Source organism: Kitasatospora sp. NPDC057518, assembly GCF_042802075.1.
In the GTDB taxonomy this organism is placed as follows: domain Bacteria; phylum Actinomycetota; class Actinomycetes; order Streptomycetales; family Streptomycetaceae; genus Kitasatospora.
Genome location: NZ_JBHVEU010000150.1, coordinates 1 through 18,151, shown reverse-complemented (window position 1 = coordinate 18,151; position 18,151 = coordinate 1). Strand labels below are relative to the sequence as shown.

17 protein-coding genes are annotated in these 18,151 nt (G+C 74.2%); 13 read left to right on the top strand and 4 right to left on the bottom strand.

The window, feature by feature from the left end; genetic code table 11:
• Window positions 1–218: 218 nt before the first annotated feature.
• Complete coding sequence (locus ACFU7Z_RS17625; RefSeq protein WP_049654707.1) at window positions 219–1,373, top strand: cystathionine gamma-synthase; 1,155 nt, start codon at window positions 219–221, stop codon at window positions 1,371–1,373.
• A 24-nt stretch (window positions 1,374–1,397) separates the two neighbouring features.
• Here the strand turns inward: ACFU7Z_RS17625 and ACFU7Z_RS17620 are convergent, their stop codons facing one another.
• Window positions 1,398–1,883 carry a MarR family winged helix-turn-helix transcriptional regulator gene (locus ACFU7Z_RS17620; RefSeq protein WP_049654708.1) on the bottom strand — a complete coding sequence of 162 codons (486 nt, stop codon included), beginning with the start codon at window positions 1,881–1,883 and terminating at the stop codon, window positions 1,398–1,400.
• A gap of 122 nt (window positions 1,884–2,005) precedes the next feature.
• Here ACFU7Z_RS17620 and ilvA point away from each other — a divergent pair, with 122 nt between their 5' ends.
• The 3 genes from ilvA (at window position 2,006) to ACFU7Z_RS17605 (ending at window position 5,300) form a co-directional block, all read left to right on the top strand.
• The gene (gene ilvA, locus ACFU7Z_RS17615) at window positions 2,006–3,220 is read left to right on the top strand and encodes a threonine ammonia-lyase (protein ID WP_074001308.1); all 1,215 of its coding nucleotides are present in this window, start codon (window positions 2,006–2,008) and stop codon (window positions 3,218–3,220) included.
• A 153-nt stretch (window positions 3,221–3,373) separates the two neighbouring features.
• Complete coding sequence (locus ACFU7Z_RS17610) at window positions 3,374–4,441, top strand: ATP-binding cassette domain-containing protein (RefSeq protein ID WP_380778088.1); 1,068 nt, start codon at window positions 3,374–3,376, stop codon at window positions 4,439–4,441.
• A 1-nt stretch (window position 4,442) separates the two neighbouring features.
• Window positions 4,443–5,300 (top strand): ABC transporter permease, encoded by an 858-nt coding sequence (locus tag ACFU7Z_RS17605; RefSeq protein ID WP_049654712.1) that lies wholly within the window; start codon window positions 4,443–4,445, stop codon window positions 5,298–5,300.
• A gap of 162 nt (window positions 5,301–5,462) precedes the next feature.
• Here the strand turns inward: ACFU7Z_RS17605 and greA are convergent, their stop codons facing one another.
• Together greA and ACFU7Z_RS17595 are read right to left on the bottom strand one after the other, a co-directional pair.
• Window positions 5,463–5,963: a transcription elongation factor GreA gene (gene greA, locus ACFU7Z_RS17600; RefSeq protein WP_049654713.1), complete on the bottom strand. Its 501-nt coding sequence runs from the start codon at window positions 5,961–5,963 to the stop codon at window positions 5,463–5,465.
• A gap of 406 nt (window positions 5,964–6,369) precedes the next feature.
• Window positions 6,370–6,783, bottom strand: a complete 414-nt coding sequence (locus tag ACFU7Z_RS17595; protein ID WP_049654714.1) for a DUF4307 domain-containing protein — start codon at window positions 6,781–6,783, stop codon at window positions 6,370–6,372.
• A 244-nt stretch (window positions 6,784–7,027) separates the two neighbouring features.
• Here ACFU7Z_RS17595 and mca point away from each other — a divergent pair, with 244 nt between their 5' ends.
• From mca to ACFU7Z_RS17575, 4 genes are all read left to right on the top strand, one after another.
• A complete protein-coding gene (mca, locus tag ACFU7Z_RS17590; protein WP_049654715.1) occupies window positions 7,028–7,933 on the top strand; it encodes a mycothiol conjugate amidase Mca in 906 nt (301 codons plus the stop codon).
• A 49-nt stretch (window positions 7,934–7,982) separates the two neighbouring features.
• The gene (locus ACFU7Z_RS17585) at window positions 7,983–8,174 is read left to right on the top strand and encodes a hypothetical protein (RefSeq protein WP_049654716.1); all 192 of its coding nucleotides are present in this window, start codon (window positions 7,983–7,985) and stop codon (window positions 8,172–8,174) included.
• A gap of 165 nt (window positions 8,175–8,339) precedes the next feature.
• Window positions 8,340–9,695: a sensor histidine kinase gene (locus tag ACFU7Z_RS17580; RefSeq protein ID WP_380778086.1), complete on the top strand. Its 1,356-nt coding sequence runs from the start codon at window positions 8,340–8,342 to the stop codon at window positions 9,693–9,695.
• A gap of 252 nt (window positions 9,696–9,947) precedes the next feature.
• Window positions 9,948–10,928 (top strand): ArsR/SmtB family transcription factor, encoded by a 981-nt coding sequence (locus ACFU7Z_RS17575; protein WP_380778083.1) that lies wholly within the window; start codon window positions 9,948–9,950, stop codon window positions 10,926–10,928.
• A gap of 41 nt (window positions 10,929–10,969) precedes the next feature.
• Here the strand turns inward: ACFU7Z_RS17575 and ACFU7Z_RS17570 are convergent, their stop codons facing one another.
• Window positions 10,970–11,617 (bottom strand): response regulator transcription factor, encoded by a 648-nt coding sequence (locus tag ACFU7Z_RS17570; RefSeq protein WP_049659617.1) that lies wholly within the window; start codon window positions 11,615–11,617, stop codon window positions 10,970–10,972.
• 214 nt (window positions 11,618–11,831) lie between these two features.
• On the opposite strand from ACFU7Z_RS17570, the gene lanKC reads away from it, so the two are divergent.
• The 5 genes from lanKC to ACFU7Z_RS17545 all read left to right on the top strand — a co-directional run.
• Window positions 11,832–14,399 carry a class III lanthionine synthetase LanKC gene (gene lanKC, locus ACFU7Z_RS17565; RefSeq protein ID WP_380778080.1) on the top strand — a complete coding sequence of 856 codons (2,568 nt, stop codon included), beginning with the start codon at window positions 11,832–11,834 and terminating at the stop codon, window positions 14,397–14,399.
• Between the two features lie 2 nt (window positions 14,400–14,401).
• Complete coding sequence (locus tag ACFU7Z_RS17560) at window positions 14,402–14,491, top strand: class III lanthipeptide (RefSeq protein WP_220450056.1); 90 nt, start codon at window positions 14,402–14,404, stop codon at window positions 14,489–14,491.
• Between the two features lie 50 nt (window positions 14,492–14,541).
• Window positions 14,542–14,631, top strand: a complete 90-nt coding sequence (locus ACFU7Z_RS17555) for a class III lanthipeptide (protein WP_198959315.1) — start codon at window positions 14,542–14,544, stop codon at window positions 14,629–14,631.
• 385 nt (window positions 14,632–15,016) lie between these two features.
• Window positions 15,017–16,972 (top strand): FtsX-like permease family protein, encoded by a 1,956-nt coding sequence (locus ACFU7Z_RS17550; protein ID WP_380778078.1) that lies wholly within the window; start codon window positions 15,017–15,019, stop codon window positions 16,970–16,972.
• On the top strand, window positions 16,969–18,151 hold a 1,183-nt coding region (locus tag ACFU7Z_RS17545; protein ID WP_380778076.1), incomplete at its 3' end, for an MFS transporter. The genes ACFU7Z_RS17550 and ACFU7Z_RS17545, both read left to right, overlap by 4 nt.

Here is an 18,151-nt window from a genome sequence, read left to right as displayed (position 1 = left end):
GATTCCGGGAGCGGCCGTCCGTTCCGCGCGGGGGCCGGGCGGGCCCGACGCGCGGTTTTCGCATGGTGAACACGTGTGCGACCGGTGGAGGTCGCGGCGGCCCCGGGGGTTCGGCGCACCGGGGTTCCGGCCCGCCGTGCCCCCGCTCCGACCTGCGGGTTCGTCCCGGTTCCCGGTTCGTGCGGGCTTGGCGGCATTCGCACACTAGGCTCGGACCCATGACCGAGCACCAGCTTCCTCAGGGCTTCGAGACTCTCGCCATCCACGCGGGTCAGGAAGCAGACCCCCAGACCGGGGCTGTCGTCACGCCGATCTACCAGGTGTCCACCTACAAGCAGGACGGGGTGGGCGGCCTGCGGGGCGGCTACGAGTACAGCCGCAGCGCCAACCCGACCCGCACCGCGCTGGAGGAGTGCCTCGCGGCACTGGAGGGCGGCGCCCGCGGCCTCGCCTTCGCCTCCGGCCTGGCCGCCGAGGACACCCTGCTGCGGACCATCCTCAAGCCGGGCGACCACATCGTCATCCCCAACGACGCCTACGGCGGCACCTTCCGGCTGTTCGCCAAGGTGCTGACCCGCTGGGGCGTCGAGTTCTCCGTCGCCAACACCCAGGACCTGGCCACCGTCCGCGAGGCGCTGCGCCCCAACACCCGCGCGGTGTGGGTGGAGACCCCGTCCAACCCGCTGCTGGGCATCACCGACCTCACCGCGCTCGCCGAGATCGCGCACGGTGCCGGCGCGCTGCTGGTGGTCGACAACACCTTCGCCAGCCCGTACCTCCAGCAGCCGATCGCGCTCGGCGCGGACGCGGTCGTGCACTCCACCACCAAGTACATGGGCGGCCACTCGGACGTGGTCGGCGGTGCGCTGGTGCTGGCCGAGGCGGGCCTCGGCGAGGAGGTCGCGTACCACCAGAACGCGATGGGCGCCGTCTCCGGCCCGTTCGACGCCTGGCTGGTGCTGCGCGGCATCAAGACGCTGGGTGTCCGGATGGACCGGCACAGCGCCAACGCGGAGAAGGTCGCCGAGCTGCTGGCGAGCCACCCGAAGGTCAGCCAGGTGCTCTACCCGGGCCTGCCCGAGCACCCCGGCCACGACATCGCGGCCAAGCAGATGAAGGCCTTCGGCGGCATGGTCTCGTTCCGGGTCGCCGGCGGCGAGGAGGCGGCCGTCGAGGTCTGCAACCGCGCGCAGCTGTTCACCCTCGGCGAGTCGCTCGGCGGCGTCGAGTCGCTGATCGAGCACCCGGGCCGGATGACCCACGCCTCGGTGGCCGGTTCGGCGCTGGAGGTGCCGTCCGACCTGGTGCGCGTCTCGGTCGGCATCGAGTCGATCGACGACCTGCTGGCCGACCTCAAGCAGGCGCTGGGCTGAGCAGGTTGAGGGGCCTGGGGCCCCTCACTGCCCCTGCTGGTCCGCCGTGTACGACTCCATCGCGAGGTTGAAGCGGGCCAGCAGGGCGCAGAACGCGCGCTGTTCCTCCGGCGGCCAGCCGGCCACCAGGCGGCGGGTCAACTCGGCCCGGCCGTCCCGGACTTCGGTGAGCCGGCCGACGCCGTGCGAGGTCAGCGCGAGCCGTACGGCACGGCGGTCGGCCGGGTCCTGCACCCGGCCGACCAGCCCGGCCGCGACCAGCGGGGCGACCTGGCGGGTCACCGTGGAGGAGTCCACGCCCAGCGCCTCGGCCAGCGCCTTCACGTTGGCCGGCCCGTGCCGCTCCAGCCGGTCGAGCAGCAGGTAGGCGGCCCGGTCCAGCACCCCGACCCCGCCGCCGCCGGAGGTCCGGACCTGTTCCATTCGGCGCGCGAACACCGCGAGCTGGTACTGGAGTTGGGTGTGCACGGGGTCGGTGCGGTCGGTGGCCTGGGGCGAGGTCGTCGTCATCGCGGCTCACGATCGTCGTGCGGTGAGAGAGACTCAGAAGCAGCAGCGTACGCGGGCCGGGCGGGCCCGGGAACAGGCCCGGCATGCCGGATTGCCTCTCCCCGTCCCCGTACCCTGGCGCCATGCACACCTGGCCGATCACCCTCGACGACGTCCGCGGCGCCCAGAAGATGCTCGCCGGGGTCGCCCGGGTGACCCCGATGGAGGGCAGCCGGCACCTCTCCGGGCTGATCGGCGCGCCGGTCCACCTGAAGTGCGAGAACCTCCAGCGCACCGGGTCCTTCAAGCTGCGCGGGGCGTACGTGCGGATCGCGGGACTCTCGCCGGTGCAGCGGGCCGGCGGGGTGGTGGCGGCGAGCGCGGGGAACCACGCCCAGGGGGTGGCGCTGGCGGCCGCGCTGCTGGGCGTGCGCTCCACGGTGTTCATGCCGGTCGCGGCGCCGCTGCCGAAGGTCGCGGCCACCCGGGAGTACGGCGCCGAGGTGCGGCTGCACGGGGCCACCGTGGACGAGGCCCTGCAGGCCGCGCAGCGGTACGCGGAGGCGACCGGCGCGGTGTTCATCCACCCCTTCGACCACTGGGACGTGGTCACCGGCCAGGCGACCGTCGGGCTGGAGATCCTGGAGCAGTGCCCGGAGGTGCGGACCATCCTGGTCGGGGTGGGCGGCGGCGGGCTGCTGGCCGGGATCGCGGCGGCGGTCAAGCCGCTGCGGCCGGACGTGCGGGTGGTCGGGGTGCAGGCGGCCGGCGCCGCCGCGTACCCGCCCTCGCTGGCGGCGGGGCGCCCGGTGTCGCTGGAGCACTTCGCCACCATGGCGGACGGGATCATGGTCGGGCGCCCCGGCGACATCCCGTTCGAGGTGGTCAACACGCTGGCGGACGGCGTCCGGACGGTCTCCGAGGACGCGCTGTCGCGGGCGCTGCTGCTCGGGCTGGAGCGGCTGAAGCTGGTGGTCGAGCCGGCCGGGGCGGCCCCGATCGCGGCGCTGCTGGAGCAGCCGGACTCCTTCGAGGGGCCGGTGGTGGCGGTGCTGTCCGGCGGCAACATCGACCCGCAGCTGATGCAGCGGGTGCTGCGGCACGGGCTGGCGGCGGCCGGGCGCTACCTGTCGCTGCGGGTGCGGCTGGCGGACAAGCCGGGCGCGCTGGCGGACCTGTTGGGCGTGCTGACCAGGGTGGACGCCAACGTGCTGGACGTGGCGCACGTGCGGACCGACCCGCGGCTGGGGCTGACCGAGGTCGAGGTGGACCTGCACCTGGAGACCAAGGGGCCGGAGCACTGCGCGCTGGTGGTCGGGGAGTTGCGGGACGCGGGGTACGTGGTGGTCGCCGGCTGAACTCCCACCCTTGACGCGATATATCGCGTGCTGGGAGACTCGCGATACATCGCGTTCGAGTCCCACGGGCCGAGAATCGAGTCGCCTGTGTGCCCAAATTCGGGGCAAAGTGGGACAGATCGCCCCATACGTCCGAGGAGATGAGGCAAGGCCATGGCGCCAGCCATCCAAGCCGAGAACCTGGTGAAGACCTTCGGCGACGTACGAGCCCTGGACGGCGTCAGCCTCGACGTCCCCGAGGGAACGGTGCTCGGGCTGCTCGGCCCGAACGGCGCCGGGAAGACCACCACCGTGCGGGTCCTCACCACCCTGCTCCGCCCCGACTCCGGCCGCGCGGTGGTCGCCGGGGTCGACGTGCTCAAGCACCCCAACCAGGTCCGCAGCCTGATCGGCCTGTCCGGCCAGTACGCGGCGGTCGACGAGTACCTGACCGGCTTCGAGAACCTCACCATGGTCGGCGAGCTGTACCAGATGAGCAACCGCGCCGCGAAGGCCCGCGCGCTGGAGCTGCTGGAGTGGTTCAGCCTCACCGAGGCCAAGGACCGCACCGCCAAGACCTACTCCGGCGGCATGCGCCGACGCCTGGACCTCGCCGCCGCGCTGGTCGTCCGCCCGCCGGTGATGTTCCTGGACGAGCCGACCACCGGCCTCGACCCGCGCAACCGGCTCGCGCTCTGGGAGGTCATCGAGACGCTGGTCGAGCAGGGCACCACGCTGCTGCTCACCACCCAGTACCTGGAGGAGGCCGACCGGCTCGCCCACGACATCGCGGTGGTCAACCACGGCCGGGTGATCGCCCGCGGCACCGCCGACCAGCTCAAGGCGCAGATCGGCGGCGAGCGGATCGTGGTCGTGGTGCACGAGCCCGGCCTGGTCGGCGACGCGGTCACCGCGCTGTCCCGCTACGCGCTGAGCGAGCCGACGGTGGAGAAGAACACCCGCCGGATCACCGTGCCGGTCAGCGGCGGCGCCCGGGTGCTCGCCGACGCGATCCGCGAACTCGACTCCCGCGGGATCGAGATGGACGACATCGGGCTGCGCCGCCCGACCCTGGACGACGTCTTCCTCACCCTCACCGGCCACGTCGCCGAGGAGCGGCCCGAGGAGGAGGACGGCGCCGACGCCAAGGCGCGCGGCCGGGGCAGGGGGAAGGGCGGCCCGGACGGCCCGGGCGGCCCGGGGCCGGACAAGCGGGCCGTCGCGGCCGGGAAGGAGAGCTGAGATGACCACCGCCACCGAGCACGCCATCGGACCGGCGATACCCAGGCAGCGCCGGGGGATCGCCGCCTCCCTGCACGACTCCTGGGTGGTCGCCAAGCGCAACCTGCGCCGGATGACCCGCATCCCGGAGATCGTGGTCTTCGGGCTGATGCAGCCGGTCATGTTCGTGCTGCTGTTCTCGTACGTGATGGGCGGGGCGATCAAGATCCCCGGCACCGACTCCAGCTCGGACACGTACATCCAGTACCTGATGGCCGGAATCTTCGCCCAGACCGTCACCTTCGCCGTCGCCGGCGCCTCGGCGGGCATCGCGGAGGACATGAGCAAGGGGCTGGTGGACCGGTTCCGCTCGCTGCCGATGGCCCGCTCCGCGGTGCTCGTCGGCCGCACCCTCGCGGACCTGTGCCAGACCGCGTTCACCCTGGTCGTGCTGGCGGTGGTCGCGCTGCTGGTCGGCTGGCGGATCCACGAGGGCGTGCTCAAGGCGCTCGGCGCCTTCGGCCTGCTGCTCCTGCTCGGCTACGCCTTCTCCTGGATCGGCGCGCTGATCGGCCTGTCGGTGCGCAGCCCCGAGGCGGCCACCTCGGCCGGGCTGATCTGGCTGTTCCCGCTGACCTTCGTGTCCAACGCCTTCGTGCCGGTCACCTCGATGCCGGGCTGGCTCCAGGGGATCGCGTACTGGAACCCGTTCAGCGCCACCGTGCAGGCCTGCCGGGTGCTGTTCGGCAACCAGGTCGGGCCGGTGGACAGCGCCTGGCCGATGCAGCACGCGGCGCTGGTGTCGGTGCTGTGGTCGATCGTGATCACCGCGGTGTTCTCCTGGCTGGCGGTGCGCAAGTACCGCTCCTCCACCGCCTGACCGGGGCCCGGGGCTGATCGGGCCCCTGGGTTGATCGGGTCCCGGAGCTGATCGGGTCCTCGGGCTGATCGGGTCCCGTGCCCGGCCCCGCCCGGAACGCCGGAGGGCGGCCGCGGAAGTCCCTGACTCCCGCGGCCGCCCCCGTGTCGTGGCGCGGCCGGATCAGCCGGCGTGCGGCACGACCTTGACGATCTTCACCATGGCCGGCTTGCCGTTCGGCAGCTCGTAGGTGGCCTCGTCACCGATCCGCTTGCCGTCGATCGCGCGGCCCAGCGGGGACTGCGGCGAGTAGACGTCCAGCTCGTCCGAGCCCGCGACCTCGCGGGAGGCGAGCAGGAACTCCATGAGGTCGTCCTCGTCGCCGTCGAAGGCGACCGTGACGACCATGCCCGGGGCCACCATGCCCGAGTCGGCCGGCGCCTCGCCGACCTTGGCGCGCTCCAGCAGCTGGGTGAGCTGACGGATCCGCAGCTCGTACTTGCCCTGCTCCTCCTTCGCCGCGTGGTAGCCGGCGTTCTCCTTGAGGTCCCCCTCCTCGCGCGCCGCCTCGATCTTCTGGGCGATCTCGATGCGCCAGGGCCCGGTCAGGTGGTCCAGCTCGGCCTTGAGCTGGTCGTAGCCGGCCTGAGTGAGCCAGGTCACGTTCTCACTGGTCTGGGTCACGGGTGCTCCTCGTAGGTGCTGGGGCTGTGCTGAGGGTGTGAGTCGTCAGCAGGGGTCGGTGGTGATATCGGTCTCAACTACAAAGCAACGCCCGCTCCCGTACCATCCGGTGCGGAAGGGGCGAAACCACGAGCCTAACAAGTCCTGCTGACAAGCGGGAGGGGCGTTTGCGCGCCATTGACGGCGGCGTTACGCCGAGGTGTACAGCAACCGGGTGCGGGACCCTCTACGGATGCCCGTTCTCCGGATCGAATATGCGCGCCGCCCCGGTCGGGGTGCGCTGTCCGGCCCGGGCGCGCCGCCCGCCCGGGGCGCGTTGCGCGGTCGGGGTGCGCTGTTCGATCGGGCTGCGCCACCCGGCGCGGGTGCGCTACTCGGCGGGAGTGAGCTGCTCGGCGGGGGCGCGTTACTTGGCGGGGGTGCAGCCCAGCAGTTCGGCGGTGGTGCCGCGCGAGGTGGTGCGCAGGGTGACCACCGCGTCGTAGCTGGAGCCGGCCGCCGGGACGGGGAAGTCGGCCACCCCGACCACCCCGTGGTCGTCGCCCTGGGAGCGGACCGTGCAGCTGCCGGCCTGCCCGCTGCTCTTGCGCACGGTGAGGTGCAGCTGGACCTCGGAGTCGGAGAGTACCTCGAAGGTCGGCACCGAGCCGTTGATCTTCGACTCGCGCAGCATGTAGGAGCCGCCCAGCCAGGCGATCAGGCCGAGGCCCAGCACGCCGCAGACCGCGCCGATCACCTTCAGGCGGCGGTCCGAGTCGCGGTCGCCGCCACGGCCGTAGCGCCCCTCGGGCGGTGCGGTGGCGGTGGTGTCTGCACTCATCGGACTCCGTCCTCTCCTGGGGGAGGGGCCGCCCGGGGTGGTGCGGGGGAATGCGACGCTCCTCCAGTCCGTCACTATAGGAGGGGCACGCCCGCGGCCGGTCCGGCGGGGGCAGGGCTCGGCCGCGCCGGCGACGATCCGCGGCCCGGCCCCGCGGCGACGCGGTCCCGGAGTGAGCGGTTCGTACGGTGGGCAGACCCGGACTTCGCGGAACGCCCGACAAGTGTGGAAGGAACGCAAGGCGTTGACTGAGCAGTTGCGACTGATGGCGGTGCACGCCCACCCGGACGACGAGTCCAGCAAGGGCGCGGCCACCATGGCCATGTACGTCGAGCAGGGCGTGGACGTGCTGGTGGCCACCTGCACGGGGGGCGAGCGCGGGTCGGTCCTCAACCCCAAGCTCCAGGGGGACCCGTACATCGAGGAGAACATCCACGAGGTGCGCCGCAAGGAGATGGACGAGGCGCGGGCGATCCTCGGCGTCGACCAGGCCTGGCTGGGCTTCGTCGACTCCGGGCTGCCCGAGGGGGACCCGCTGCCCCCGCTGCCCGAGGGCTGCTTCGCCCTCCAGGACGTCGAGGCGGCGGCGGAGCCGCTGGTCCGGCTGATCCGCGAGTTCAAGCCGCAGGTCATCACGACCTACGACGAGAACGGCGGCTACCCGCACCCGGACCACATCATGACCCACAAGATCACCATGCTGGCCTTCGACGCCGCGGGTGACCCGGACGCCTACCCGGAGGCCGGCGAGCCCTGGCAGCCGCTGAAGCTGTACTACAACCACGGCTTCCCGATGGGCCGCATCCGGGCCCTGCACGAGTACCTCACCGAGCACGGCCACGAGTCGCCGTACGGCGAGTGGATCGAGGGCTGGGAGAAGAGCGGCCGCAAGGAGCGCGAGATCACCACCCGGGTCCGCTGCGGCGACTGGTTCGAGACCCGCGACCGCGCGCTGATCGCCCACGCGACCCAGATCGACCCGGACGGCCCGTGGTTCCGCGTCCCGCTGGAGGTCCAGCGCGAGGTCTGGCCCACCGAGGACTACGAGCTCGCCCGTACCCTGGTCGACGTCGACCTGCCGGAGGACGACCTGTTCGCCGGCCTGCGCACCCCCACGCTGGCGGCCGAGGCCGCCGACACGCGCGACTGAACCACCCCCCGATGGCCCGGCTCCCCGTGAGCCGGGCCACCATAGAGATATGAGCGCCTCCGTGAACCTCGTCAATCTCGCCGCTGACCTCGCCGTCGACGACGCCAAGGTCACCCCCGGCCTCCTCGGCTTCGTCGTCTTCGCCGCCCTCGGCGTCGCGACCTGGTTCCTGGCCAAGTCGATGAACCGGCAGTTCAAGAAGGTCGACTTCGTCGAGGAGCCGGAGGGCCCGAAGGAGTGAGCCGTCGGCCGGTCCCCCGTGGGGGCCGGCCTTCTCCGGAACCGGCTGGGGCCCGTCTGCGGTGAGAGCCGTCCGTTGGGTCCGTCTTCGGTGAGAGCCGTCCGCGGGGCCCGTCTTCGGTGAAGCCGTCCTGGCGGGCCGTCAGGCTTCGTAGGATCCCGAACCATGACGTGGTCGTGGCACACCGTGGTGCGCAGGGCGGGGTACGGAACGGCGGCGGCGGGGGTGCTGGCGGCCGCGCTGGCCGGGTCGGGGGACCCGGGGCCGCTGATCGTCGGCTCCGGCGCGGTGGCGGTGGTGGCCGGGCTGTTCCCGGTGCTCTGGGCCCCGGGGCGGGTCGGCGCGGTGGGCCCCTCGGTGCTGGCCGCCTGCGCGGTGTCGCTGCTGGTGACGGCCGGCTACCGGGGGCCGGCGTCCGGCGGCATCGAGTTGTGGTGGCTGCTGGAGGCCGTCGCGCTGCTCGCGCCGGTCGTCCCCGCGGTGCGCAGGCTGTCCCCGGCCGCCGCCTTCGGCCACGGCACGCTGCTGGTGGCGGCGGTGGCGCTGCTGCCGCTGCGGATCGCCCTCTGGGCCGAGCCGCCGGCCCCGCCCGTGGTGACCGTCAAGCTCTGCCTGGGCTCGGCCCTGCTGGCCTGCGTGGTGGTCGGGGTCGGCCGCTACCTGCGCTCGATGGACAGCCGCGCGCGGGCGGCGGTGGTGGCCGAACGGCGGGCGCAGCGCCTGGACCTGGCCCGAGACCTGCACGACTTCGCCGCGCACGACGTCACCGGGGTGGTGGTGCTGGCCCAGGCCGCGCAGGTGCTGGCCCAGAAGGACCCGGGGCGGGTGGTCGAGCTGCTGGCGGGGATCGAGGCGGCCGGTCGGCAGGCACTGGTCACCATGGACCGGACGGTCCAGGTCTTCACGGCGGACGACGCCGATCCGGAGCCGCGCGGGTCCGGGGCGGTCGCGACGGCCGACCGGGGCGCGGGGCGGGCGGCGGCGGGGGGAGCCGGTGCGCGCAGTCTGCGCCGTGACCTGAGCGAACTGCCCGCGCTGGCCGAGCGGTTCACCCGCAGCGGCTCCGCGCGGGTGCGGCTGGAGGCCCCCGCGGAGGCCGAACTGGCGGCGGTGCCGGCGGCGATCAGCGGGCTCGGCTACCGGCTGGTGGTGGAGGCGCTGACGAACGTCCGACGGCACGCGCCCGGGGCCCGGGAGGTGGCGATCGAGGTCGGCCCGGACCGGTGCGGCGGGCGGCCGGCGTTGCGCGTCACGGTCACCGACGACGGGGCGCCGGACGGGGCCGGGGGCTCCGGCGGTGCGGACGGCGGCATGGGTGGTGCGGGTGGCACGGGCGGCGCGGGCGGTGTCGGCGTCGGGCTCGGCGGGGCCGAGCGGGAGGGCGGCGGCTTCGGCCTCGCGGGCCTGCGGGAGCGGGTGGAGGCGGCCGGCGGTGAGCTGACGGTCGGGCCGGGGCCGGAGGGCGGCTGGCGGGTCGACGCGGTGCTGCCGACGGAGGGTGTGGCGGGCCTCGGGGGCTGACCGGGCGGGGTGGTTCCGTCGGGGCCGTCCGGAGGGCTGATTCGAGCCCGCTGACGGGTCCATCCAGGCCATTCGGCACATCCGGAGGCGCCGATTTCGGCGTTCTCGACGATCAAATGGGCCGATCGGCCGATGGCGACGCGCCTCGCGGGCGGGCAAGGATGTCGGTGCGGCGATCAGGGTGCGGGGTTCCCCTGGGCCGTCCCGATGCATGAACCCCGATCGGGGGATCAGTCTGTGATTCGCATTGCGATGTCCGCCGAGGATCTGGCTCGTGTACGAATTGCTGGAAATGTCGACCAGGAGATGGAGGCGGTGCTGGCACTGGAGGCGTGGCGGAGCGGCGGGGAATTCTTCCGCCCCTGGCAGCGGGCCGTCCGCGGGCAATTGGCGCGGCAGCCGGTGCTGGCCGAGCGGCTGCGGCGCCTTTCGGGAGCCAACGGTGGTTTCCGGGACGTACTGCGGGTGTGGGCGAATGGCCGGATCGTGTCGTCCGGTCGCGGCGCCGAATCGGTGGTCCAGCGGGCCGACGTCGCGGCGGCGGTCCGCGAGTTCCACCGGGTGGCGCTGCAGCCCTGCTGGGCGGACGTCCGGTCCCGGCTGGAGGCGGAGCGGGACGCCCGCCGCCAGATCGCCGGCCGCGGCGGGGTGGACGCGCTGCTCGGCACGCTGCACCCGCGGATCCGCTGGACCGCCCCGGTGCTGGAGATCCCCGCCGAGCGGGACGTCGAACTCACCCTCGACGGGCGGGGGTTGCGGCTGGCCCCGTCGCTCTTCCTGCAGGGCGCCGGGGTGGTGCTCCGGCCCCGGCACGGGGAGCCCGAGGAGGCTCCGACGCTGCTCTTCGCGATGCGTCCCGACCGGATCGGCCTCCCCGTGCCCGTGGGGGCGCGGGAGGCGGCGGAGAGCGCGGGCCGGGGCGGGGAGGAGTCGCTGGCCGCCCTGGTCGGCCGGACCAGGGCCGCGGCCCTGCAGGCCCTGCTGGACGGCTGTACCACCGGCGAGTTGGCGGGGCGGCTCGGAGTGACGGCCTCGGCGGTCAGCCAGCACACCGCCGTGCTGAGGGCGTCCGGGCTGATCGACACCCGGCGCTGCGGCAACGGCGTGCTGCACACCGTCACCCCGCTGGGGCGGGCACTGCTGCGCGGCGAGGCCCCGTCGGGCGGGGAGGGGCGGCCCCTCGGCGGCGCGGCCCCGCGGTGGATCGGGGACCGTCGGCGGGCGCTGCGATGAGCGGCCGGTGCGGCCGGCGGCGGCCGAGCGGGCGGGCCCGCTCAGCCGCGCTCGGTCAGGCCCGACTCCCAGGCCCAGGTGGCGATGCCCACCCGGTTGCGGGCCTTCAACTTGCGCTGGAGGTTGGCCAGGTGGGTCTTGACGGTGCTCAACGAGATGAACAGCTCGGCGCCGATGTCGGAGTTGGTCAGCCCCTCGGCGACCAGGACGGCGATCTCCTCCTCGCGGCTGGTCAGCGGCTCGACGGGGGAGCGGTCGACCCGGCGCGGGCCGGTGAAGCGGTGCAGCAGGCGGGTGGTGATCTGCGGGCTGATCAGCGAGTCGCCGACCACCGCCGAGCGGATCGCCTCGGCGAGCAGCGCCGGCCCCGAGTGCTTGAGCAGGAAGCCGCAGGCGCCGTTGCGCAGCGCGGTGTGCACGTACTCGTCGAGGTCGAAGGTGGTCACCACCACGACCTTCACCTCCGGGGTGATGCCGGCCAGCCGGCGGGTGACCTCCAGCCCGTCCAGCTCCGGCATCCGGATGTCGACCAGCAGGACGTCCGGCCGCAGGGTGCGGACGGCCTCCAGGGCCTCCAGGCCGTCCGCGGCCTCGGCCACGACCTCCATGTCGGGCTGGGCCGCCAGGATGTGCCGGAACCCCTGGCGGACGCTCGCCTGGTCGTCGGCGATCACGACACGCGTCTTCATGGCGTCATGATCGCACGGGCTTTCGGCGCCCCCGAAGTGAAGGCCGGGATTCCGCCTGGTATGCGCCGGATTCAGTTTCCGCTTAACACCGTTGTCACATGACGGGGAGTCCGGGAAGGATGGTTCCTGTCGGAACGGGGAGTCGGAGCTTCGAAGGTTCCGGCGGAAACCGGAATTCGGTTCAGCGGATATTCGAAAGGGGGCGGACGGCGAAGTGGACGCGAAATACGAGTCGTATGCGATAGCCGACCCGGTGTGGTACGACGCCCTGGAGCGGTGTGACGACCGGGCCTCCCGGTTCACACCGGGCGGGGGCGCGCTGCCCGAGGGCTGGCGCGGCCGCACCCAGGGTGTGTGGGAGGTGCTGGCGCCTTCCGGCGCCCCGCAGCTGCCGGAGCAGGGCTGGAAGGTCCACGTCAGCGCCACGCCCGAATCCGCCGAGGAGACGATCGAGACGGCCTGGCGGGTCTGCCGCCGGCTCGGGCTGCCCTGGAAGTACCTGCGCAGCCGGCTGGTGGTCGCGGTGACGAACGCCAAGTACGCCGACCGGTCCGCCAGCGGCAAGGTCGTCACCGTCTACCCGAGGACGGCCGAGGAGCTGGAGACCGTCCTCGCCGAGCTGGAGGAGGCGCTGGGCGGCCGCCCCGGCCCGTACGTCCTGTCCGACCTGCGGTGGAACCAGGGCCCGGTGTCGGTGCGCTACGGGGGCTTCGCCCTGATGTGGTGCGAGCTGCCGGACGGCACCAGGGTGCCCGCGGTGAAGGACCCGGACGGCCGGCTGGTGCCGGACGCCCGGCGCCCGCGCTTCACCGTCCCGGAGTGGGCCTCCACCCCGGACTTCCTGGCCGCGCGGATCGCCGCGGCCGCCGACGACGCGGGAGCCGGCCTCGGCCGCTACCGGGTGGTCAAGGCGCTGCACTTCTCCAACGCCGGCGGGGTCTACCTCGCCGAGGACGAGGGCGGCCGACAGGTCGTCATCAAGGAGGCCCGCCCGCACGCCGGGCTGGACGCCTCGGAGACGGACGCGGTGGCCCGGCTGCTGGTCGAGCGGGACGCCCTGGAGCGGCTCGGCCACCTGCCGTTCGTGCCGGAGCTGTACGAGTACTTCACCAGCTGGGAGCACCACTACCTGGTGATGGAGTACATCCCCGGCGAGTCCTTCAGCGCCTGGCTGGGCCGGGAGTACCCGCTCACCCGGCACCGGCCGGACGCCCGGGCGCTGGCCGACTTCGCGGGGCTCGCGGTCACCCGGCTCGCGCTGGTCGAGGAGTGCGTCGCGGCGCTGCACCGGGAGGGGGTGGCCTTCGGGGACCTCCACCACCGCAACATCATGATCCGTCCGGACGGCACCGTCGCCCTGATCGACTTCGAACTCTCGACGCCGCTGGACACCCCGCGCCGGCGCACCCTCGGGGCGCCCGGCTTCACCGACCCGGAGATCACCGACGCCCGCGAGGCCGACCTGTTCGCGCTCGGCTGCTGCCAGCTCGCCGCCTTCGTCGCGCTGACCACGCTCACCAGGCGCAACCCGGCCGTCGTCGGCGGGCTGCTGGACCTCGTCGCGGAGTGCTTCCCGACGGTGCCCGCCGGCTTCGCCGAACGGATGACGGGGCGGCTCGCCCTCTCCCCGGCACTGCGCCCCCACCTCGGGGCCCGGCCCGCGGCCGGTGCCCGGGCGGAGCTCACCGCCGCGGCCCTGCTGCGCGGCATCGACGCGGCGGCGACCCCGGAGCGGGAGGACCGCCTCCACCCCGGCGACGTGGCCGGGCTGCGCCCCGGCGGCGCGCTCGGGCTGGCGTACGGTTCCTCCGGCGTGCTCCTCGCCCGGCACCTGGCCGGGGCCGCACCGGGCGGGGAACAGCTGGACTGGCTCGCCGCCGCCGTGCGGCGCGCCCCCGCGGACACGCCCGTCGGGCTGTACGACGGGCTGGCCGGAGCCGGCTGGCTGTTCCACCGGCTCGGGCATCCGGACGCCGCGAACGTGGTGGACCGGCTGCTGGCCGGCCCGCCGCCCTCCTCGCTCGGCCTGTACGGCGGCCTGACGGGCGTCGCCCAGCTGCTGCTGGAGGCCGGAGCGACGGACGAGGCGCTCGCCCTGGCCGCCAAGGCCGCCGGGCGGATCGGCGAGGCCGGGCTGCTGGACCGCCCGGGTCTGCTGCGCGGCTGGTCCGGACCGGCGGTGCTGTTCGCCCGCTGCGCCCGCCTCACCGGCGACACGGCCTGGGCCGAGGCCGCCGAACGCGCCGTCCGCTGCGACCTGCGGCACGGCCGGCTGGTCGACGACATGCTGCAGACGTACAGCTCGGGCCGGCTGCTGCCGTACCTGGCGGAGGGCTCGGCCGGAGTGGCGCTCGCCGTCCTGGCCCTGCCCGCCGCGCAGGCCGAAGCCCTCGACGCCGAGCGGGTGCTGGAGGCCGCGGCCCGGGCCGGCGCGGTCCGCGTGGTCGTCCAGGGCGGGCTGTTCAACGGCCGCGCCGGGCTCGCCTACACCCTGTTCCAGGTCGCCGCCCGCCTGCCGCGCTGGCGGGCCGAGGCGGAGGAGCAACTCCGGCTGGTGGACCTCCACCTGGCCCCCCATCAGGACGGCAGCGTCCTGCACGGGGACCAGCTGATCCGGCTCTCCACCGACCTGGCCACCGGCTCCGCCGGCGCCCTGCTGGCGCTGGCCGCCGCCAAGAGCCCCGGGCAGTGCCTGCTCCCCGGCGCCCACCCCGTCCACGGGTGGACGCCGGAGCGGGCCGAGCCCGGTACCCCGTCCCGGCGAGACGACGAGGGGAGGTGACTGTGATGGCCAACATCCTGGCGCTTCAGGAGCTCGACGAGGAGATCGTCGTCGACGCCCCGTTCAGCTCGGTCAGTGCGTTCAGCTGCTGATGTCCGTGGCCTGGTGCCGCGTTCCGGCGAGACGACGAGGGGAGGTGATTGTGATGGCCGACATTCTGGCGCTTCAGGAGCTCGACGAGGAGATCGTCGTCGACGCCCCGTTCAGCTCGCTCAGCTACTGGAGCTGCTGATCCCGGCAGCCCGGTGCCGTGTACCGGCGAGGCGGTGAGGAGGAGGTGATTGTGATGGCCGACATCCTGGCGCTTCAGGAGCTCGACGAGGAGATCGTCGTCGACGCCCCGTTCAGTTCGTACAGCGCGTTCAACTGCTGACCCCTGTGGCCTGGTGCCGCGTTCCGGCGAGACGGTGAGGAGGAGGTGATTGTGATGGCCGACATTCTGGCGCTTCAGGAGCTCGACGAGGAGATCGTCGTCGACGCCCCGTTCAGCTCGTACAGCGTGTTCAGCTGCTGACCCCCTGGGTCCGGCAGTACCGGGTGACAGAGAGGGGAAGGCCGCGGCACATGCGGCCTTCCCCGGCTCTGCATTCTGTTTACCGTTTTGGGGTGAGTTAACCGTGGCCGTGGCATCAGAACCGACTACCCGTCCGAGCGGACCGCTCGGCGCGCTGCGACTGTGCGTCGCCGAGGTACGGGCGTATCCGGGGCGGGTCATAGGTGTCGCGGTCGCCTGCGCGCTCACCGCCACCGGCGTGGGCGCCTGCCTGCTGCTGCTCGCGGCGGTCAGCGGCCCGTCCTACCCGGAGGGTTCGTCCGCCGCGGCGGCGGCCAAGGACGCGCAGAACCTGCTGGGCCTGCTGCTGACGATGCTGCTGATGTCGGCGGTGCTGGTGACGGGGTCGACGGTCGCGCTCTGGACCAACCAGCGGCTCGGGCAGTTCGCCGTGCTGCGCGCCCTCGGGGTGACGGCCGGCCGGCTGCGGGCCCTGGTCGTCGCGGACGTCGCGCTGGTCGCGCTGGCCCCCTCCGCCGTCGCCGCGGTGGCCGGGACGGTCCCGGTGGCCGGGTTCGGCCGCCGCCTGCTGATCGAGCGCGAGCTGTTCCCCGCCGCGGTCGACCTGCCCTCCGCCGGGCAGACCTGGGCGATCGCGGTCGGCGCCTGCCTCGGCACCTGCGCGGTCGCGGTGCTGGCCGCGCTGGCCAGCGTGCTGGCGGCCGGCCGGGTCCAGCCGATCGACCTCCTCAAGGACCAGTCGCTGGCCCTGGCCCCGCCCCGCCGCAACGTCGGCCGGCTGGTGGCGGGCATCGCCATGGTCCTGATGCTCTGCGGGCCGCTCGTGGCCCTGATGGTCGTGATGGACCTGCCGCCGGTGCTCCAGGGCGCGCTGGTGATGGGCCTGGCCACGGCCGTCATCCCCACGCTCGCGGTGCTCGCGCCCTGGTTCGTGCCGCTGCTCGTCGGCCCCTGCTGCGCGGTGCTGCTGCTGCTCGACCGCAAGGCCGGCCGGATCGCCGCCGCGGGGCTGCGGGCCGCGCCCGCCCGGACGGCCGCGATCGCGGTGCCCGTCCTGCTGGCCGTCGGCACCGTGGTCTGCCTGCTCGGTTCGGGGGCCACCATCGGGGCCGCCGTGCAGCAGCAGACCGAGCAGGCGCTGCGGGCCGACGCGGTGGTGACGGCCGAGCCGGGCCACCAGCTGCCCGCCCGGCCCGCCGGCCTGCCCGGCGGGACGGCCGTCGCGCCGATCGCGACCAAGGTGACCGCGCCGCCCAGCTTCTACGACGACAAGCCCAAGCCCACCCGCGCCTGGGGCGTCGACGGGGCGGCCCTGCGGAGCGCCCTGGACCTCGGCGAACAGCAGGGCCGGCTGGACGAGTTGGCTCCCGGCACGTTCGCCGCGGGCAGCACCGAGGCCACCGCGCGCCACTGGAAGCTCGGCCAGGACGTCACCTTCACGCTCGCCGACGGACAGCAGGCGCAGCTGCGGCTCGTCGCCGTCTACCAGCGGGACCTGGCCTTCCCCTCGTACGTCCTCCCCGCCGACCTCGCCCTCGAGCACACCCCGGCCCCGTACGCCGACCGGGTGCTGCTCCGCGGTGACCCGGGCGCCTGGGAGCTCCGGCCCGGCCAGCGGCTCGCCACGCGGGCCGACTACCTGGCCCACCTGCGGCCGCGCAACGTGCAGGACGACATGGCCTCCCGGCTGATCGTCGCCGTGGTGGGCGGGTACGCGCTGCTCGCCCTCGCCAACACCTGCGCCATCGCCCAGCGGGACCGCCGTTCCCAGCGCGCCCACCTGCGGGCCCTCGGCCTCGGCCGCGGGCAGCTGCTGCGCTGCGTGGTGTACGAGGTGCTGGCCTCGGCGCTGGTCGGGACGGTTCTGGCGGTGGCGACGGCCGGGATCTGCCTGGTGCCGCTGGCCCGGGCCGTCGGGCAGGGGGTGCTGCCCGCCCTGGACGTGCCGTGGACGGTCGGCGTCCTGGTCGGGGTGCTGGTCGCCACCGCCGTCCCGGCGGCGCTGGCGGCCCGTCCGCTGCGCGGCATCCGGCGACAGTTCGCGACGGGGTCGGCGTGAGCGCGGCGGCCGCCGGAGGGCTGGGGCGGTCGTTCTGGCTGCTCTACGGCGGCGAGTCCGCCTCGGCCCTGGGCACCGCCGCCTCGGTGATCGCCCTCCCGGTGGTCGCGCTGCGGGCCGGCGGTGACATCCGGCAGGCCGGACTGGCCGGTACGGCGCTCTCCGTCGGGGTGCTGCTGGCCCGCCTGCCGGCCGGCGTCCTCGCCGACCGCCGCGAGCGGCGGACGGTGCTGCTGACCGGCAACGCGGCCGGCGCACTCGTCCTGGCCGCGCTGGCCCTGTCGGCCTCCGGCGGCATGCCGCCGCTGTGGGCGGTACTGGTCGCCGCCCTGCTGCTCGGCGCGGTGGGCAGCACCCTGGCACCCGTCGAGAACGTGGTGGTGCGGTGCTTCGTGCGGCCCGAGCACCTTCCCCGCGCGGTCGGCCTGCTGCAGAGCAGGACGGCCGTCGCGGCGATGGCCGGCCCGGTGGCCGGCGGTGCGCTGCTGGCCGTCCACCCGTCCTGGGTGTTCGCCGTCGACGCCGGCAGCTACCTGGCGGCCGTCTGCTGCGTGGCACTGCTGCCGAAGGGGAGGCGGGAGCGCCCCGGGGACGAGCCGGCCGCGCCCGGTGTCCGGGCCGCGCTGGCCGAAGGCGTCCGGTTCATCTGGCGGGTGCCCTTCCTGCGCTACGCGGTGGTCAACGCGGCCGTGCTCAACCTGGTGTTCAACGGGCTGCTGATCGTGGTGGTGGCCTCGGGCGGGGGCGCCGTGCACATCGGGGTGCTGACCGCGGCCCTGGGCACCGGCGGGCTGGCCGGATCGCTGCTCGCACCGGCGCTGGCCCGGCGGCTGCCGCCCGCCCGGGGCATCGCCCTCGGCACGGCCGTGGTCGCGCTCGCCCTGCCCGGCTTCACCCTGGCCCAGGGGCACTGGACGGCGGTCCTTCCGCTGGCCCTCGCCGCGGCCGCCGGGCCGGTGGTCACCGTGCTGATCGCGGTCACCCAGATGGAGGTGACCCCGCCGGGTCTGCAGGGCCGGGTGCACAGCGGCATCGGCTTCCTCGCCCAACTGGTCGCGCCCGCCGGGCCGACCCTCGCGGGCCTGTGCGCCCACGCGTTCGGACTGACCGGCACGGTGGCCGGCGCGGCCGTGGTCGTGGTGGTCCTCGCCGCGGTCGGGCTGGCCGCCACCGCGGGTC

Excerpts from the sequence above, each read along its gene's own strand:
- ACFU7Z_RS17625 (WP_049654707.1), top strand. The coding sequence starts at position 219 with ATGACCGAGCACCAGCTTCCTCAGGGCTTCGAGACTCTCGCCATCCAC.
- ACFU7Z_RS17620 (WP_049654708.1), bottom strand. The coding sequence starts at position 1,883 with ATGACGACGACCTCGCCCCAGGCCACCGACCGCACCGACCCCGTGCAC.
- ilvA (WP_074001308.1), top strand. The coding sequence starts at position 2,006 with ATGCACACCTGGCCGATCACCCTCGACGACGTCCGCGGCGCCCAGAAG.
- ACFU7Z_RS17610 (WP_380778088.1), top strand. The coding sequence starts at position 3,374 with ATGGCGCCAGCCATCCAAGCCGAGAACCTGGTGAAGACCTTCGGCGAC.
- ACFU7Z_RS17605 (WP_049654712.1), top strand. The coding sequence starts at position 4,443 with ATGACCACCGCCACCGAGCACGCCATCGGACCGGCGATACCCAGGCAG.
- ACFU7Z_RS17595 (WP_049654714.1), bottom strand. The coding sequence starts at position 6,783 with ATGAGTGCAGACACCACCGCCACCGCACCGCCCGAGGGGCGCTACGGC.
- ACFU7Z_RS17585 (WP_049654716.1), top strand. The coding sequence starts at position 7,983 with ATGAGCGCCTCCGTGAACCTCGTCAATCTCGCCGCTGACCTCGCCGTC.
- ACFU7Z_RS17580 (WP_380778086.1), top strand. The coding sequence starts at position 8,340 with ATGACGTGGTCGTGGCACACCGTGGTGCGCAGGGCGGGGTACGGAACG.
- ACFU7Z_RS17575 (WP_380778083.1), top strand. The coding sequence starts at position 9,948 with ATGTCCGCCGAGGATCTGGCTCGTGTACGAATTGCTGGAAATGTCGAC.
- ACFU7Z_RS17570 (WP_049659617.1), bottom strand. The coding sequence starts at position 11,617 with ATGAAGACGCGTGTCGTGATCGCCGACGACCAGGCGAGCGTCCGCCAG.